The sequence below is a fragment of the Stenotrophomonas sp. FW305-C-20-S1 genome (assembly GCF_058783335.1).
In genome coordinates this window covers 85460-102316 of sequence record NZ_JBYTEK010000005.1, presented here as the reverse complement: position 1 = coordinate 102316, position 16857 = coordinate 85460, and the positions used below count along the sequence as shown (strand labels likewise).

Here is a 16857-nt window from a genome sequence, read left to right as displayed (position 1 = left end):
GCAGCTGTCGACGGTTGATGGCAGGGAAGCCGGCCAGTTTAAGCGCCATGCAGGCCGAAAAACGCGGATGAAGCACATGCCGGCCGATGCCGCAATGCGTTGACGCATTTGAGAATCACTCGCATTTATGAAAAAATGACGGCAGGAACCGGCATGCGGGCATCCCGCAGTGATCGTTCCGCCTCCCCCGTCGCCGCCTCGTGCCCTATGCCAGAGGCTTCCGTTGCCCTGCCAGAAGGTTCAGAACATGCCTGCAAACACTCTTTCACCGCGCCCGCTGGCGCTCGCCGTCGCTGCACTGCTGGCCACCGCTGCCGTCACCGCCCATGCGGAAACCGATGCCACCGATATCGACACCGTGCATGTCACTGCCTCGCAGATCGCGCGGCAGGCGCTGGGCACCTCCACCATCACCGCCGAGGACATCGCCAAGCGGCCGCCGGTCAACGACATCGCCGAACTGCTGCGGACGATGCCCGGCGTCAATCTGACCGGCAACAGTGCATCGGGCCAGTACGGCAACAACCGGCAGATCGATCTGCGCGGCATGGGGCCGGAAAACACCCTGATCCTGATCGACGGCAAGCGCGTGGGTGCACGCGACGCGGTGCGCATGGGCCGCAGTGGCGAGCGCAACACGCGCGGCGACACCAACTGGGTGCCGGCGGAAATGATCGAACGCATCGAAGTGCTGCGTGGCCCGGCAGCGGCACGCTATGGCTCGGGTGCCTCCGGTGGCGTGGTCAACATCATCACCAAGCGCCCGACCGGCGACCTGACCGGTGCGGTTGACCTGTACGGCCTGGTGCCCGAACACAGTGCCGAGGGCGGCAGCGAGCGCCTCGGCCTGCAGCTGAGCGGGCCGATGACCGACACGCTGTCGTTCCGGTTGTACGGCAACCTCAACAAGACCGATGCCGATTCGCTGGATCTCAATCGCGACTTCGCCACCGGCGCCAATGCGGTACCGCCGGCGGGCCGCGAAGGCGTCAAGAACCGCGACGTCAACGCGCTGCTGCGTTGGGACGTGACCGCCAACCAGGTGGTCGAATTCGAGGCCGGCACCAGCCGCCAGGGCAACATCTATGCCGGCGATCGTGCGGTCAGTACCACTGGTACCTCCACCGGTGTCGACCTGGCCGCGCTGGCCGAGCAGCAGGCCGAGACCAACCGCATGTATCGCACCACCGGCGCGATCACCCATCGCGGACGCTGGGGCGATGTCAGCTCGCGGCTGACGGCAGCGGTGGAAGGGGTGAACAATTCGCGCATCAACGAAGGCCTGGCCGGCGGCCCGGAAGGCAGCTTCAATGGCGCCGACTGGTCGACCTCGCGCCTGCGCAACTACCAGCTTGACGGCGAGGTCAGCTTCCCGACCACTCTCGGCGGTGCCGAGAACGTGTGGACGCTGGGCTTCGAGTACCTCGACAGCCGACTGACCGATCCCTATTCGATGAGCCAGTCCAGCAGCAGCGGTGGCGGCATTCCGGGTCTTTCGGCCGATCGTGCACGCGGCAAGTCCGATGCACAGACCACCGCCGTCTACGTGGAAGACAACATCTACCTCGGTGAGCGCTGGATCGTGACCCCGGGCCTGCGTTTCGACCATCACAGCCAGTTCGGCAACAACACCAGTCCGAGCCTCAACGCGCAGTTCCGGCTCAACAGTGACTGGGTGGTCAAGGGCGGCATCGCACGCGCCTTCAAGGCGCCGAACCTGTACCAGTCCAACCCGGACTATCTGTATTACACCCGTGGCAACGGCTGCCCGAACGCGTCGCCGAGCCTGGGCGCCGGCTGCTACATGCAGGGCAATGCGGATCTCAAGGCAGAGACCAGCCTGAACAAGGAACTGGGCGTGGAGTGGGCACCGCAGAGCGGCTGGCAGGCCTCGTTGACCTATTTCCACAATGACTACAAGGACAAGATCCAGGCCGGTTACACCCAGATCGGCCTGACGGCCGACCGCAAGGGCCGCATCTTCCGCTGGGAGAACGCACCCAAGGCCATCGTGCAGGGGCTCGAGGGTAACCTGGTGATCCCGCTGCTGGGCGAGCAGGGCGACCGCCTGAAGTGGAGCAACAACTTCACCTACATGGTGGAGAACGAAAACAAGAGCACCGGCCAGCCGCTGTCGGTGATTCCCAAGTACACCGTCAACACCATGCTGGACTGGCAGGCCACCGAGCAGCTGTCGCTGCTGCTGACCGGCACCTTCTACGGCAAGCAGGAACCGGCCACGGCCAACATCAACAACGATCCGCGCTGCACCGCCAACTGCGATGCGTCCAACGTGCTGCAGACCCGCGGCGCGTACAACGTCTGGGGCGTGAGCGCGCGCTACAAGGTGACCGACACGGTCAGCGTGGGCTTCGGCGTCAACAACCTGGCCGACAAGCGCCTGTTCCGCGAGGCCAACAGCAGTGACGCCGGTGCGGCGACCTACAACGAGCCCGGCCGCGCGTACTGGGCCAGCCTGCGTTTCGGCTTCTGATCATCAGGCGGTGGTGCCGGCCGTTGGCCGGCACCCTCCCGCTTCGCGCCAGCCGTGCATGCCTGCAATGTTATAAACACCGTGATAGTTTCCCGACACCCGCCGGCGTAGCCTGACTCCCATCGCTAAGGAGCTGTTGCCATGGGTCACGACCACGATCACCTGCCATCCGAGATCCGCCACGAGAAACCTTTGTGGTGGGCGCTCGGCCTGACCTCCACCTTCCTTGTCGTGGAGGTGGTCGGTGCGTTCTGGACCAACAGTCTGGCACTGCTGTCCGATGCCGCGCACATGGCTACCGACACCCTGGCGCTGATGATCGCGCTGGTGGCCGTGCGGCTGAGCCGGCGCCCGCCGGACGCGCGCCGCACCTACGGTTATGCACGTCTTGAAGCACTGGGCGCGATGATCAACGGCGCAATGCTGTTCGTGGTTGCCGGCTACATCCTGTGGGAAGCCATCGGTCGCTTCCGCCAACCGCAGGAGATCGCCTCCACCGGCATGCTGGTGATTGCAGCGGTCGGCCTGGTGATCAACATGATCTCCATGCGCCTGCTGCAGGCCGGCAGCGGCGAGAGCCTCAACGTGAAGGGCGCCTACCTGGAAGTGTGGGCCGACATGCTCGGCTCGGTGGCGGTGATCGCCGGCGCGCTGTTGATCCAATGGACCGGCTGGAAGCCGATCGACCCGATCCTGGCCGTTCTGATCGGTTTGTGGGTGCTGCCGCGCACGTATGTGCTGATGCGCGAGGCCATCAACGTGCTGCTGGAAGGCGTGCCCAAGGGCATGGACGTGGCCAGGGTCCGCGACCGCCTGTCCGACCACGACGCAGTGCTGGACGTGCATGACCTGCACGTATGGGCGCTGGCGTCCAGCACGCCGGCACTGACCGCGCACATCGTGATGCGCGAAGGCGACGACGCCGACCGCCTGCGGCGCGAACTCGGTGATCGCCTGCACGATGATTTCGGTATCGAACACGTGACCCTGCAGATCGAAGCCGACCACTGCGGCGAAGCCTGTGGCCAGCCGTCGGCGACGAAGGACGACGATCACGCCGGGCACGATCATGCAGCTGCCGATGCGCAGGGCCATCGCGGTCACGTGCATCGCTGAAGCGGGTGTGGCGGCCGGTGCCCGGCGCTACCTCTGTTCGTCGCGCCGCGAGGCCAGCCGATCCGCCAGCCGGGTCGGCTCGGGCAGGCGATAGCCGCGCAGCGTGCGCTGCACCCAAGCCAGCGCGGTATCCGCACTGACCCGATGCCCGCCGGCGACGAACAGCGGCTTGCAGCGCAGCTTGCTGCGCAGTACCCAGCCGAGCTGCTCGCCGCCGTCCAGCAACGGCGTGTGCGCGCCGGCCTCAGGGTCGGGCTCGATGAAGCGGCCCACCAGCTTCGATTTGGCCACGCCGATGCTCGGCAGGTCGGTCACCACGCCCAGGTGTGCGGCAATGCCCAGCCGGCGCGGATGGCTGATGCCATGGCCATCGACGAACACCAGGTCCGGTGCGCGCGGCAGCAACGCCAACGCAGCCAGCAGCGCCGGCAGTTCGCGGAAGCTGAGCAGGCCCGGGATATAGGGCATCACGGTGGGGATGCGGGCGATTTCCTGCGCCACCGGCTGCAGGGTGTCCGCGTCGAGCAACACGGCCGCAGCGCGGGTGATCGCGCCGTCTTCCTCGAAGCCGACATCCAGCCCGGCCAGCCAGCGCACGGTAGCGGGCAGCCGGTCCTGCCGCTGCACGCGGGTCGCCAGCTGCTTCTGCTGTTCGCGGGCGGCGCTGACGCTGCCTTCCCAGCGCCCGGGGTCGATCAGTGTATTCATCGGCCACAGGATGACATCCACACCGCCACGGCGCGGTGAGCGGGCGCCGGGGCTACAATGGCCGCCTGCCTTTCCTCGCGTTGGAGACCCTGCAGTGACCCGTAAACTCGTACTGTTGCGCCATGGCCAGAGCCAGTGGAACCTGGACAACCGCTTCACCGGCTGGGTCGATGTCGACCTGACCGAGCAGGGGCGCCGGGAAGCGGCTGCCGCCGGCCGCCTGATGCGCGAGGAAGGCCTGCAGTTCGACGTCGCCCACACCTCCGTGCTGAAGCGTGCCATCCATACCCTGCAGGGTGCGTTGGCCGAGCTGGAGCAGGACTGGCTGCCGGTGAACAAGTCCTGGCGCCTCAACGAGCGCCACTACGGTGGCCTGCAGGGCCTGGACAAGGCCGAGACCGCCGCCAAGCACGGCGAGGACCAGGTCAAGGTGTGGCGCCGTTCGTACGACATCCCGCCGCCGGCGATGGACCTGGAAGATCCGGGCCACCCGATCCACGACCGCCGCTATGCCGGGCTGGATCGCAACGCGCTGCCGGGCACCGAATCGCTGGCCACGACGCTCGACCGCGTGCTGCCGTACTGGCACGACGCCATCGCGCCGCAGTTGAAGGATGGCAAGACCGTACTGGTCACCGCCCACGGCAACTCGCTGCGCGCGCTGTACAAGTACCTCAACAACGTCTCGCGCGAGGAAATCCTCGAGCTGAACATCCCGACAGGCATTCCGCTGCTGTTCGAGTTGAACGACGACCTCACCGTGAAGTCGTTCCGTTACCTGGGTGATCCGGAAGCGGCACGCAAGGCCGCCGAAGCCGTGGCCAACCAGGGCAAGGCGCGGTAGATACCCACCGTTGGTGGGTATTCCCCTGCTGGGTGTGTGCGGACCAACGGTCCGCACCTACCCGGTTGCGACCACGGGCGTTCCCCCTGTGACCTTTGGCCGGTCCCCACCATCGCCGCAGCGGCTACGCTGGACGATTCGCCGTTGGAGACACGCCATGAATGTCCGCAATCTGGTCCCGCTGGGCCTGACCATCGCCATCGCCGCTTCGCTCGCCGCCTGTGGCAAGAACGAGACCGCGCCCGCTGCCGACGCCGCCAAGCCGGCGTTCGACCAGTCGCAGATCAAGACCGCGCTGATCAGCCTCAACAGCGCCGATCTGGATCCATCCATCGCCGCGTGTACCGACCTCAACGGCTTCGTCAACAGCAAGTGGCTGAAGGCCAACCCGGTGCCGGGCGACCAGACCACCTGGGGCAGCTTCGAGATCCTGCGCGAGCGCTCGCTGGAAGTGCAGCACGCGCTGGTGCAGCAGGCCGCCGCCAGCAAGGCCAAGGCCGGCTCGGTGGAAGCCAAGATCGGTGACATCTGGAAGACCGGCAACGACGAAGCGAAGATCGAGGCCGCCGGCCTGGCGCCGCTGCAGCCGACGCTGGACAAGATCACTGCGCTGAACGACACCGCCGCCATCACCCAGTACCTGCGCGACAGCCAGGCGCAGGGCCAGGGCGTGCTGTTCTCGCTGTTCGCCAATGCCGATTACAAGGATTCGGCCAACGTCATTGCCTACGTCGGCCAGGGCGGCCTGGGCCTGCCGGAGAAGGGCTATTACTTCGACGACGCGCAGGCCAAGATCCGCGACGCCTACGTGGCCTACATCGCGCAGGTGCTGACGCTGTCCGGCGTTGACGCGGCGCAGGCTGCCGAACAGGCCAAGGCGGTGATGGCGTTCGAGACCCGCCTGGCCAAGGCCTCGATGTCGCGCATCGAAATGCGTGACCCGGCCAAGCGCTACAACCCGCTCAGCGCCGCCGACGCGGACAAGCTGACCCCGAACTTCAGCTGGACCGCGCTGTTTGACACCCTGAAGGTACCGGCTGCACAGAAGTTCTCGCTGGCCCAGCCGGGCTTCTTCAGCGAAATGGACAAGATGCTGGCCGACGTGCCGGCCGCCACCTGGCAGTCCTACCTGCGCTTCCACACCATCGACGACGCCTCGCCGTACCTGAGCAGCCAGTTCGAGAAGGCCAACTTCGAGTTCTACGGCAAGACCCTGCGCGGCCAGCAGGAAATGCAGCCGCGCTGGAAGCGCGTGCTGGAGTCGGTGAACGGCGGCATGGGCGAAGCCCTCGGCCAGCTGTACGTGGACGCGGTGTTCCCGGCCGAATCGAAGGAGGCCATGCAGCACCTGGTGCAGAACCTGTCGGTGGCGCTGAAGGCGCGCTTGGAGCAGCTGCCGTGGATGGGCGAGGAAACCAGGAAGAAGGCACTGGAAAAGTGGGCCAGCTTCACCCCGAAGATCGGTTACCCGGACAAGTGGCGTGAGTGGACGGGCCTGCAGACCAACGGTGACAGCTACCTGGGCAACATGCAGGCAGCGCGTGCGTTCAACTACCGCTACATGCTGGACAAGATCGGCAAGCCGGTGGACAAGACCGAGTGGGGCATGACCCCGCAGACCGTCAATGCCTACTACAACGCCACCAAGAACGAGATCGTGTTCCCGGCGGCGATCCTGCAGGCACCGTTCTTCGATGCCAAGGCCGATCCGGCGCTGAACTACGGTGGCATCGGTGCGGTCATCGGCCACGAGATGATGCACGGCTACGACGACTCGGGCAGCCAGTTCGCCGCCAACGGCAACTTCGACAACTGGTGGACCGACAGCGACCGCGAGGCCTTCACCGAACGCACCGACCGGCTGGTCGCACAGTTCGACGGCTATGAATCGGTGCCGGGCGTGTTCGTGAAGGGCAAGCTGACCCTGGGCGAGAACATCGGTGATCTGGGTGGCCTGACCGTGGCCTACGATGCCCTGCAGATGGCGCTGAAGGAGAACCCGAAGGCGAACGTCGAGGTGGACGGTCACAGCCAGGACCAGCGCTTCTTCATGAACTGGGCCACCGTGTGGCGTCGCAACTTCACCGACGGTGAGCTGCGCGTGCGCCTGAATACCGATCCGCATGCACCGGCGAACTTCCGTGCCAACGGCGCGCCGTCGAACATGCCGTCCTATGCCGCCGCGTTCCAGTGCAAGGCCGGTGATGCGATGGTGCGCGCCGACGACAAGCGCGTGGTGATCTGGTAAGCGGTCGCCGGTAACGCGTGAAGCAGAAGGCCCGGCGAATGCCGGGCCTTCTCGTTGCAGTCGGCTAGAACAGGCGGCAGATCAGCCCGGGCATTTCAGGTACTGAGACAATGTGGCCTGCCATGCGCTGGCCGGGTCGAAGCCTGGCACCAGGCCACCGCCCTTGCCGGTGAAATTGGACATGCCATGGGCCAGCATGTAGGTCGGGGTGTACGAGGGCGGCCCCATGCGCTTGCTGAAGGTGCAGATGCCAGCGACGTAGGCTGGCGCCTTGTCGGGGCTCAGCTGCGCCTTCAATGCGCTGTCGAAGCGACCGAGATTCTCCTCGCCCATGGCCGAACCGGCCATCGCCTTCAGCGCGTTGTAGGCACCGTGTCCCGTCTCGTCTGCGACGCGCTGGCGATCGAAATGGGCGAACACGCCGGCGATGTTGTAGAGATCGATGGCGTCCTGCATGCGTCCATCCTGCACGCAGCGGGGCAGGGCATTCATCAGGGTGGCAGGTGAGGTGCCAGCGGTGACCTGGTTGCGCGACAGGCATGCGGCGGCTGGTGCGGTGCCATCCTGCTGGGCCTGCGCGAATGGCGCCAGGGCCAACAGCAACAGGCCCAGCGGTGCGGCGATACGGGTGTTTCCTTTCATGGGTGATGCTCCTCGTAAGCAGGGCCGTCTGCGGCCGACCCTCAGCTTGCGGGGATCGCCGCGGCTGCGCAAGCGAGGCGCCGTCCAGCCGGTGAAGGCTCAGGCCAGCGCCGGCTCGTTCCTGAGCATGCCGTGGAAACGCTGCAGCACGTAGGGATCGATCAGGCCACCGGCCTGCTCATCGAGGATCCGCAGCACCGTCTCGTGCTCCATCGCCGCGCGGTAAGGGCGCACGCTGGTCATTGCATCGTAGGCATCGGCAATGGTGACGATGCGGGCGCCGAGCGGAATGGCCTCGCCGTGCAGGCCATCGGGATAGCCGCTGCCATCGAACGCTTCATGATGGGCACGGATCAGTCGCGCGACGGGCGCGGCATCACTGCGGCCGGTGGCCAGGAAAATGTGCTCGCCGCGCACCGGGTGCTCGCGCATGATCGCGCGCTCTTCGTCGCTGTGCCGGCGCGGGCTCAGCAGGACCTCGTCGGGGATGCCGATCTTGCCGATGTCGTGGAAGCGCGCGGCCAGGCCGACCTGCGCACAGGCGTCCTCATCCAGGTCGCAGTGCAGGGCAAGATGCTGCGCAAGAAGGCCCACGCGGTCACAGTGGTGGCGGGTATAGGCATCACGCATCTGCAGCGACATCGACAGGGCGTCGATCAGGCAGGCCTGCGCGTGCAGGAGGTCGGGAGGTCTGGGCTGGGGCATCGGAACTGGCGGCGCGGCGAAGCTGCGCAGAAAACGGAAAGGCCCGCGAGAGCGGGCCGGGGCGGCGCATAGGGTACCCGCATCGGTGTCACGCGGGGGGCATCGACGGTCCCGCGTGGGGCTGTGCGTTCAGTCGCATGCAGCATTTGGCCCCGGCCGCATCGCAACCGGGGCTGCGCGGATCAGCCGGTGGTCTGCAGGTGGATGCGATGGGCTTTGGCGAAGGCGTCCTGCGCGTCGCTCAGGGTCTGCATGTCTTCGTCCATTCTGGTCACGGCCTCGTCCAGCGTCTGCAGCAGCGGGGTGACCTGTTCTTCGCTGTAGCCATCGGGCAGGGCGGCCAGCTGTTCCATCACGGCGAACATGTGTTCGGTGCTCTTCAGGGAATCGAGCAGGTTCTGGTGCAGTGCGTCGGCGTCCTTGCCATGGGTGAACTGCTGGACGAAGACCAGCCGGTCGGCGATTTCCTTGTGCGCGTTCTTCAGGCCGAAGCGATGCTGCTGCATGCTCTTGCCGTCCTGCAGCGACGCATGGAAGGACTCGCCGTTCGGGCCGTTGGTCCATTGCTCGACCATGCTGACCGTGCCGTTCCAGCTGGCGACATTCTCATGCAGGTAATCGCGGTTGCTCATGCCGCTGTGGCAGGCCGCAAGCAGGCCCAGGCTGGTGGCGAGCAGAAGGGGGGCGAAACGATTCACGGCAACACTCCTTGTCGCGGGCGCAGGAAACGGAAAGAGTGCCGGTCTGCCGCCCGCGGCGGACCGGCACCCTGCAGATCGATCAGCGCAGGGCCAGGGTCAACAGCAGTGCCCGCGCGGCATTGAAGCGGTCTTCGGGCAGCGGCAGCGGATGCTTGACGCGCAGCTTGTCCGGACCGTCCATGGCATAGAGGTTCGGTTGTTTCTGGATCAGCTGGATCACCGCCATCGGATCGATGTTCGGCTTGGATTCGAACACGATGCGGCCACCGTTCTCGCCCAGGTCCAGCTTGCGGATGCCCAGCGAGCTGGCCTGCAGCTTCAGCTCGGCAATGGCGAACAGGTTCTTGGCCGCATCCGGCAGCAGGCCGAAGCGGTCGATCATCTCCACCTGCAGTTCGCGCAGCGCATCGCTGTCGCGCGCGCTGGAAATGCGCTTGTACAGCGTCAGGCGGGTGTGCACGTCCGGCAGGTAGTCGTCCGGAATCAGCGCCGGCACGTGCAGCTCGACCTCGGCGCCCCGCGCTTCTTCGCCGGCATCGATGTCGGGCAGATGGCCCTGCTTGATGCTGCGCACTGCGCGTTCCAGCAGCTCGGTGTACAGGCTGAAGCCCACTTCGGCCATCTGCCCGCTCTGGTCCTCGCCCAGCAGTTCGCCGGCGCCGCGGATTTCCAGATCGTGGGTGGCCAGGGTGAAGCCGGCGCCCAGTTCGTCCATCGAGGCGATCGCTTCCAGGCGCTTTTCCGCATCCGGCGTGATCGAACGACGGTCGGGCACGACCAGGTAGGCATAGGCGCGGTGGTGCGATCGACCGACGCGGCCACGCAGCTGGTGCAGCTGGGCCAGGCCGAAGCGGTCGGCACGGTTGATGATGATGGTGTTGGCGTTGGGGATGTCGATGCCCGATTCGATGATCGTGGTCGACAGCAGCACGTTGAAGCGCTGCTTCTGGAAGTCCAGCATCACCTTTTCCAGCTCGCGCTCGGGCATCTGCCCATGGGCGATGCCGATGCGCGCTTCGGGCACCAGCTCGGACAGCTCGCGCTGCATGCGGCCGATGCTTTCCACGTCGTTGTGCAGGAAATACAGCTGGCCACCGCGTGCCAGCTCGCGCTGGAAGGCTTCGCGCAGCAGCGCGTTGTCCCACTGGGTGATGAAGGTCTGCACCGCCAGCCGGTTCGGCGGCGGGGTGGCGATGATCGACAGGTCGCGCAGGCCGGCCATGGCCATGTTCAGCGTACGCGGAATCGGCGTAGCGGTCAGGGTCAGCAGGTGCACGTTGGCGCGCAGTGCCTTCAGCGCCTCCTTCTGGCGCACGCCGAAGCGCTGCTCCTCGTCGACGACGACCATGCCCAGGTCCTTGAACTTCACGTCCGGCTGCAGCAGGCGATGGGTACCGACGATGACGTCGATGGTGCCGGCGGCGACCTTTTCCAGCTCGGCCTTGATCTCCTTGGTGCTCTTGAAGCGCGACAGCACCTCGACCTTCATCGGATAGTCGGCGAAGCGGTCGCGGAAATTGCGGTAATGCTGTTCGGCCAGCAGCGTGGTCGGCACCAGCACCGCCACCTGCTTGCCAGCGCTGGCGGCAGCAAATGCGGCACGCACGGCAACTTCGGTCTTGCCGAAGCCCACGTCGCCGCAGACCACGCGGTCCATCGGCTGGCTGCTGGCCAGGTCACGCAGGGTGGCGTCGATGGCGGCCAGCTGGTCCGGGGTTTCCTCGAACGGGAAACCGGCGGCGAACGGCTCGTACATCGCGCGGTCCACCTGCAGTGCCAGTCCGGCACGCGCCTGGCGGCGGGCCTGGATCTCCAGCAGTTCGGCGGCCACATCGCGCACCTTCTCGGCGGCCTTGCGCTTGGCCTTGCTCCACTGCTCGCCACCCAGTGAATGCAGTGGCGCGGTTTCGGCGGAGGCGCCGGAATAGCGGCTGATCAGGTGCAGCTGTGCGACCGGCACGTACAGGCGGTCGCCCTTGGCGTACTCGATTTCGAGGAACTCGCCGGGCATGCCGCCGACGTCCATCGCGATCAGTCCGCGGTAGCGGCCGACGCCATGGTCCTCGTGCACAATCGGCGCGCCTTCGGTCAGTTCGCCCAGATCGCGGATGATTGCTTCCGGCTCTCGTCCGGCGCGGCGCGTGCGACGGGTGCTGCCGGCGCGCTCGGGGAACAGCTGGCGTTCGGTCAGCACCGCGATGTGCGGCGCATCCAGGGCGAAGCCGTCTTCCAGCGGCGCCACGGCAATGGCGAAGCGTTCGTCGCTGGCCAGGAAGGACAGCAGGTCGGCCACCACCGGTGGCTTCAGCTCGGCGGCCTGCAGCACTTCCAGCAGGGCCTCGCGACGGCCCGGCGAATCGGCGGCGATCAGCACCCGGCCAGGGTAATGGCCAAGGAAGGATTTCAGCGCGTCACCGGCCGGTGCTTCGCGCGCGGCCACCGGCAGCGGCGGCAACGGCTGGTCGCCCAGCGCATGCGCCTCGGCGATGCGGGCGTGATCGGCGGCCCAAACCTCGATGCGCGGTGCGTCGTTCAAACGCTCGCGCAGCAGGTCCGGCGACAGGTACAGCGCCGACGGTGGCAGCAGCGGCCGTTCAACGTCATGGCGGCGTTGCTCGTAGCGCTCGCCGGTCTGCGTCCAGAACGTCTCTGCCGCTTCAGCGGCGCCCACGCAGACGACCGGCAGGCTGCCGGCAGGCAGGTAGTCGAACAGGGTGGCGGTGCGCTCGAAGAACAGCGGCAGGTAGTACTCGATGCCGGCCGGGGCCAGGCCCGATTTCAGGTCCTGGTACAGCGAGCTGCGTCGGGTATCGACGTCGAAGCGCTCGCGCAGGGTCGCCAGCACCCGGGCGATGCTGGCGTCGTCCATCGGTACTTCGCGGCCGGGCAGCATGTGCACCGCCTCGACCTTGTCCAGCGAGCGCTGGCTTTCCGGATCGAACGCACGGATCGAATCGATGTCCTCGTCCAGCAGTTCCACCCGCAGCGGCTCGTCGGCGCCCATCGGGTAGACGTCAAGCAGGCCGCCACGCACGGCGAAATCACCCGGGTCCATCACCTGCGGCACGTTGCGGTAGCCGGCGCTTTCCAGGCGACGCTTCTCCGCTTCCAGGTCCAGGCGCTGGCCGACTTCAAGATTGAAGCTGCCGCCGATGACATAGCTGCGGGGAGCCAGCTGCTGCAGCAGGGTCTGCACCGGCACCACCACCAGGCCGCGCTTCAGCGTGGGCAGGCGGTGCAGGGCCGACAGGCGCTGCGAAATGATGTCCGGGTGCGGGCTGAAGCGATCGTAGGGCAGCGTCTCCCAGTCCGGGAACGCCACCACCGGCAGGCTCGGGTCGCCTCCCAGCAGGGTATGCAGATCCGCTTCGATCTGGTTGGCACCGTGGTTGTCACGGGCCACCACCAGCAGCGGTGCGTCATGCGTGCGCGCTGCCTGGGCCAGATACCAGGCCAGGGCAGTGGGCGAGGCGGGGGCGCGCCACCAGGCGCGAAGCTGGCCGGCACGTGGCAGCGGCGGGGCGGGGTATTGAGTACGCGACATGAACCGCGGATTTTAGCAGAAGCCCCCGCCTGGCCCATGATCGTTACGTGACCGGGGCAGCGCCGGGCCATGCCCGGCGAGCGCAGCGGCCGGATCAACATCGCCGGGCAGGGCCCGGCGCTGCCGTCAGTTGTCCAGTTCCAGCACCATCCGCACCAGGCCTTCGGCCCCGTTCGGATGGGGGACCGGCTTGAAGCCCAGCGAGGCGGCCAGCTGCTTCATCGGCTCGTTCTCGGCGGCGACATCGCCATACAGGCGATCCAGGTACTTGCCGCGGCCCCATTTCACCAGCTTGCGCATCAGCTGGCGGCCCAGGCCCTGGCCGATCAGGAAGCGGCTGATCAGGATCGCGTACTCGGCTTCGCGGGTACCGGGGATGATCGAGGCACGGGCCACCGCGCCGACCACGGCCTCACCGGCCGGCAGCGACTCGGCGGCGACCAGGGTGATCTCGGTCTTCGGGTTGGGATGGGTCAGGCGCTGGGTGGTTTCCGGTGACAGCTCGGTCACCGATTGCAGGAAACGGTCGCGGATTTCTTCCGGCCCGAACAGGCTGAAGGCGGCCTGCAGCGGCGCGCCATCTTCGGGGCGGATGGGGCGGATCAGCAGCTCGTGGCCGCTGGGAGCCTTGAAGATCTCATGCCAGGGCGGCATGCGGTTGCGAGTGGCCATACCGGGTGATTCCTTGGTGGTCCATCGATTGTGTCATCACCGGGGCTGCATTCCGTGAACGAAAGGCTCACGGTCGTACAGCCTCGTGAAGGCCCCTATTCGGCCGTCTTCAGCCAGTCCAGGCGGGTGCTGGCACCGGGCTCGCCCAGATGCTGGCGCAGGGCCGGCAGGGCCGGGCCGACCACGCGGTCGAACTGCCAGGGGGCATTGAGCACCAGCATGCCGCTGCCGTTGAGGCGCAGCGGGGAGTCGTCCGGGCGGACCAGGAACTCGATGGTCATCGCCGACTTCACCGGCAGTGCGGTGGCCTTGCGCAGGAAATGCAGGATGGTGCGGCGCTGCTTGATCGGGAACCAGACCGCACAGGTGGCCTGCGGCCAGCGCGCCAAGGTCTCGGCCAGCGCGGCAAGGATCGCCTGGTACTCGGCGTCCTGGGCTTCGTAGGGCGGGTCGATCAGGACCAGACCGCGGCCGATCTTGGCACCGTTGGACTTGGGCGGCAGCAGCGAGCGCAGCAGCGCATAGCCGTCACCGGGGTGCACGCCGACGCGGCTGTCATGGGCGAACAGGGTCTTCAGCGAAGCGGCCTCATCCTCCTGCAGCTCGCACACCGCCATGCGGTCCTGCGGGCGCATGGCCTGCGCGCTGAGCAGCGGCGAGCCGGGGTAGGCGATCATCGCGCCGACCGGATTGTCGGCCTGCACCGCCTTGAGGTAGCGCTCGACCACCTCCGGCAGCTTGGGCTGGGCCATCAGCCGCATGACCCCGGATTCGACTTCCAGGGTCTTGCGGCTTTCTTCGCTGGCCAGCAGGTAACGGCCGGCACCGCCGTGGGTGTCGAGCACGAAGAACGGGCTGTCCTTGCGCTTGAAGCTGTCGATCAGGGCCAGCTGCACGATGTGCTTGAGGACATCGGCGTGGTTGCCGGCGTGGAAGGCGTGGCGATAGTTCATGGGCGGCAGTGTACGGGGCAAGGGCCGCAGCGGCTATGCTGCGCGCCATGACAGCCCCTGTTACCCATGTCCTGGTGGTCGAAGACGAAGCGGCCATCGCCGAAACCGTGCTCTATGCGCTGCGCAGCGAAGGCTACGCCGCCAGCCATTGCCTGCTGGGCGGGCAGGCGCTGCAGCAGCTGCAGGCCGGCGATATCGACCTGGTGGTGCTGGATGTCGGCCTGCCGGACCTCAGTGGTTTCGAGGTCTGCCGCCGGCTGCGGGCCCTGCCGGGGCCGGTGGCGCAGGTGCCGGTGATCTTCCTGACCGCCCGCAACGACGAACTCGACCGCGTACTGGGCCTGGAGCTGGGGGCGGACGACTACATGGCCAAGCCGTTCTCGCCGCGCGAGCTGGTGGCGCGGGTGCGTGCCCGGCTGCGGCGTGCCACGCCCGCTGCGGTGGCGCCGTCCGTCGAGAGCGGCTGGCAGGAACACGGTGCCTTCGCCATCGATCGCGATGGCCGCCGCATCCGCTTCCAGGGCCATGCGCTGGACCTGACCCGCTACGAATATGCGTTGCTGGAGGCGCTGCTGCAGCGCCCCGGCGCGATCCTCAGCCGTGCCCAGTTGATGGACCGTGGCTGGGACAGCGCCGCCGACAGCGCCGACCGCACCGTCGACACCCACGTCAAGACACTGCGCGCCAAGCTGCGTGCGGCCGGCGCCAGCGGTGAACCGATCCGCACCCATCGCGGCCTCGGCTACGCCCTGGAGGTCTGACGCGTGCGTCTGGTCCTGAAACTGTTCCTGGGCTTCTTCCTGATCGTTGGCATCGCCGCGTTCTTCGTGATGCGCGTGTTCGTCAACGAAGTGAAGCCGGGCGTGCGCCAGGCGATGGAATCGACCCTGGTGGATGCGGCCAACGTGCTGGCGGAAATGGCCGCCGCCGACGTCAAGGCCGGCACCATCCGCAACGGCACCTTCACCCGCAACCTGGCCAAGGCCCGGCAGCGCGACCTGAAGGCGATGGTCTGGCGCTTCCCCAAGCGTGCGCTGGACTACCGGGTGACGATCACCGACGCCAAGGGCATCGTGATCTACGATTCGCTGGGCCGCGACGTGGGCCGCGACAATTCGCGCTGGAACGATGTCTACCGCACCCTGCGCGGCGAATACGGTGCGCGCTCCAGCCCGGAAACGCCGGGCGATGACAGCAACACGGTGATGCACGTGGCCGCGCCGGTGTACGACCCGGCCGATGGCAGCACGCTGATCGGCGTGCTCAGCCTGGCCCAGCCCAACCGCAGCATCGATCCGTTCATCGCCGCCAGCCAGCGCGCCATCATCGAGCGCGGTGCGTGGCTGATCGGTCTGTCGGCGCTGGTGGGCGTGCTGGTGACGATGTGGCTGACCAACGGCCTGGGCCAGCTCAGCCGCTATGCGCGCGCGGTCAGCGCCGGTGAACCGGTGCCGCCGCCGAAGCGGCGCAGCGACGAGATCGGCGATCTTGGCCAGGCGCTGGAGACCATGCGGCGCAAGCTGGAAGGCAAAGCGTACGTCGAGCAGTACGTGCAATCGCTGACCCACGAGATGAAAAGCCCGTTGGCGGCGATCCGCGGTGCCGCCGAACTGCTGCAGGAGCCGATGGCCGACGCCGACCGTGCGCATTTCGCACGCAGCATCGTCGACCAGCAGGAACGGCTGACCGAAACCATCGACAAGCTGCTGGCGCTGGCCGAGGTCGAGCAGCACGGCTGGTTGCAGACCCGTGATCCGATCGCCTTGCCGGTGCTGCTGCAGGAAGCCGCGGCGGCGGCGCAGGTACGCGCGCAGGCCGCAGGTGTCCAGCTGCATATCGAGCAGGTGCCCGACCTGCGCGTGCAGGGCGATGGCTATCTGCTGCGGCAAGCGCTGCACAACCTGATCGACAACGCCATTGCGTTCTCGCCGCCCGGGGCACAGGTGCAACTGGATGCCCAACTGGACGGGCAGGGCGTACGCCTGCAGGTTGCCGACCGTGGCGCGGGCATTCCCGACTACGCACGCGAGCGCGTGTTCGAGCGCTTCTATTCGCTGGCCCGACCCGGCACCGGCCGCCGCAGTTCCGGCCTCGGCCTGCCCTTCGTGCAGGAAGTGGTGCGCCTGCATGACGGCCGCGCCAGCCTGCAGCCGCGCGAAGGCGGCGGCACCGTGGCCAGCCTGTGGCTGCCGCTGGCGATACCGGGCCAACGTCTGCGGCGCTGACTTCA

At 67.1% G+C, this 16857-nt stretch carries 13 protein-coding genes; 6 read left to right on the top strand and 7 right to left on the bottom strand.

All coding sequences use genetic code 11. From position 1 onward, the window contains the following. Window positions 1–247: 247 nt before the first annotated feature. Both AC3WTC_RS04550 and AC3WTC_RS04545 read left to right on the top strand, forming a co-directional pair. Window positions 248–2494 (top strand): TonB-dependent siderophore receptor, encoded by a 2247-nt coding sequence (locus AC3WTC_RS04550; RefSeq protein ID WP_492710745.1) that lies wholly within the window; start codon window positions 248–250, stop codon window positions 2492–2494. Between the two features lie 141 nt (window positions 2495–2635). Continuing rightward, entirely contained in the window at window positions 2636–3610 is a 975-nt protein-coding gene (locus AC3WTC_RS04545) for a cation diffusion facilitator family transporter (protein WP_105163746.1), read from the top strand. Window positions 3611–3637: 27 nt separating this feature from the next. Here AC3WTC_RS04545 and nfi read toward each other — a convergent pair whose 3' ends face one another. After that, window positions 3638–4318: a deoxyribonuclease V gene (nfi, locus tag AC3WTC_RS04540; RefSeq protein WP_025873770.1), complete on the bottom strand. Its 681-nt coding sequence runs from the start codon at window positions 4316–4318 to the stop codon at window positions 3638–3640. A gap of 94 nt (window positions 4319–4412) precedes the next feature. Between nfi and gpmA the strand changes: the two genes are divergently transcribed. Both gpmA and AC3WTC_RS04530 read left to right on the top strand, forming a co-directional pair. After that, the gene (gene gpmA, locus AC3WTC_RS04535; RefSeq protein ID WP_025873769.1) at window positions 4413–5162 is read left to right on the top strand and encodes a 2,3-diphosphoglycerate-dependent phosphoglycerate mutase; all 750 of its coding nucleotides are present in this window, start codon (window positions 4413–4415) and stop codon (window positions 5160–5162) included. A 157-nt stretch (window positions 5163–5319) separates the two neighbouring features. Continuing rightward, window positions 5320–7410: a M13 family metallopeptidase gene (locus AC3WTC_RS04530; protein WP_492710742.1), complete on the top strand. Its 2091-nt coding sequence runs from the start codon at window positions 5320–5322 to the stop codon at window positions 7408–7410. An 81-nt stretch (window positions 7411–7491) separates the two neighbouring features. Here AC3WTC_RS04530 and AC3WTC_RS04525 read toward each other — a convergent pair whose 3' ends face one another. The 6 genes from AC3WTC_RS04525 to AC3WTC_RS04500 all read right to left on the bottom strand — a co-directional run bounded on the left by AC3WTC_RS04525 (window position 7492) and on the right by AC3WTC_RS04500 (window position 14627). Beyond that, the gene (locus AC3WTC_RS04525; RefSeq protein ID WP_025873767.1) at window positions 7492–8052 is read right to left on the bottom strand and encodes a hypothetical protein; all 561 of its coding nucleotides are present in this window, start codon (window positions 8050–8052) and stop codon (window positions 7492–7494) included. A gap of 99 nt (window positions 8053–8151) precedes the next feature. Next, window positions 8152–8757 carry an HD-GYP domain-containing protein gene (locus tag AC3WTC_RS04520; RefSeq protein WP_025873766.1) on the bottom strand — a complete coding sequence of 202 codons (606 nt, stop codon included), beginning with the start codon at window positions 8755–8757 and terminating at the stop codon, window positions 8152–8154. A gap of 182 nt (window positions 8758–8939) precedes the next feature. Continuing rightward, on the bottom strand, window positions 8940–9455 hold the full coding sequence (locus tag AC3WTC_RS04515) for a hypothetical protein (RefSeq protein WP_025873765.1): 516 nt from the start codon (window positions 9453–9455) through the stop codon (window positions 8940–8942). An 82-nt stretch (window positions 9456–9537) separates the two neighbouring features. After that, on the bottom strand, window positions 9538–13002 hold the full coding sequence (gene mfd, locus AC3WTC_RS04510) for a transcription-repair coupling factor (protein WP_033830682.1): 3465 nt from the start codon (window positions 13000–13002) through the stop codon (window positions 9538–9540). Window positions 13003–13128: 126 nt separating this feature from the next. Further along, window positions 13129–13674 (bottom strand): GNAT family N-acetyltransferase, encoded by a 546-nt coding sequence (locus tag AC3WTC_RS04505; protein ID WP_025879325.1) that lies wholly within the window; start codon window positions 13672–13674, stop codon window positions 13129–13131. A gap of 95 nt (window positions 13675–13769) precedes the next feature. Beyond that, the gene (locus AC3WTC_RS04500; RefSeq protein WP_025879326.1) at window positions 13770–14627 is read right to left on the bottom strand and encodes a 23S rRNA (adenine(2030)-N(6))-methyltransferase RlmJ; all 858 of its coding nucleotides are present in this window, start codon (window positions 14625–14627) and stop codon (window positions 13770–13772) included. Between the two features lie 35 nt (window positions 14628–14662). Between AC3WTC_RS04500 and creB the strand changes: the two genes are divergently transcribed. Together creB and creC are read left to right on the top strand one after the other, a co-directional pair. Beyond that, window positions 14663–15388, top strand: coding sequence for a two-component system response regulator CreB (gene creB / locus AC3WTC_RS04495; protein WP_154879723.1), 726 nt, complete (start codon window positions 14663–14665; stop codon window positions 15386–15388). 3 nt (window positions 15389–15391) lie between these two features. After that, complete coding sequence (creC, locus tag AC3WTC_RS04490; protein ID WP_025879328.1) at window positions 15392–16852, top strand: two-component system sensor histidine kinase CreC; 1461 nt, start codon at window positions 15392–15394, stop codon at window positions 16850–16852. The last annotated feature ends 5 nt before the right edge of the window (window positions 16853–16857 follow it).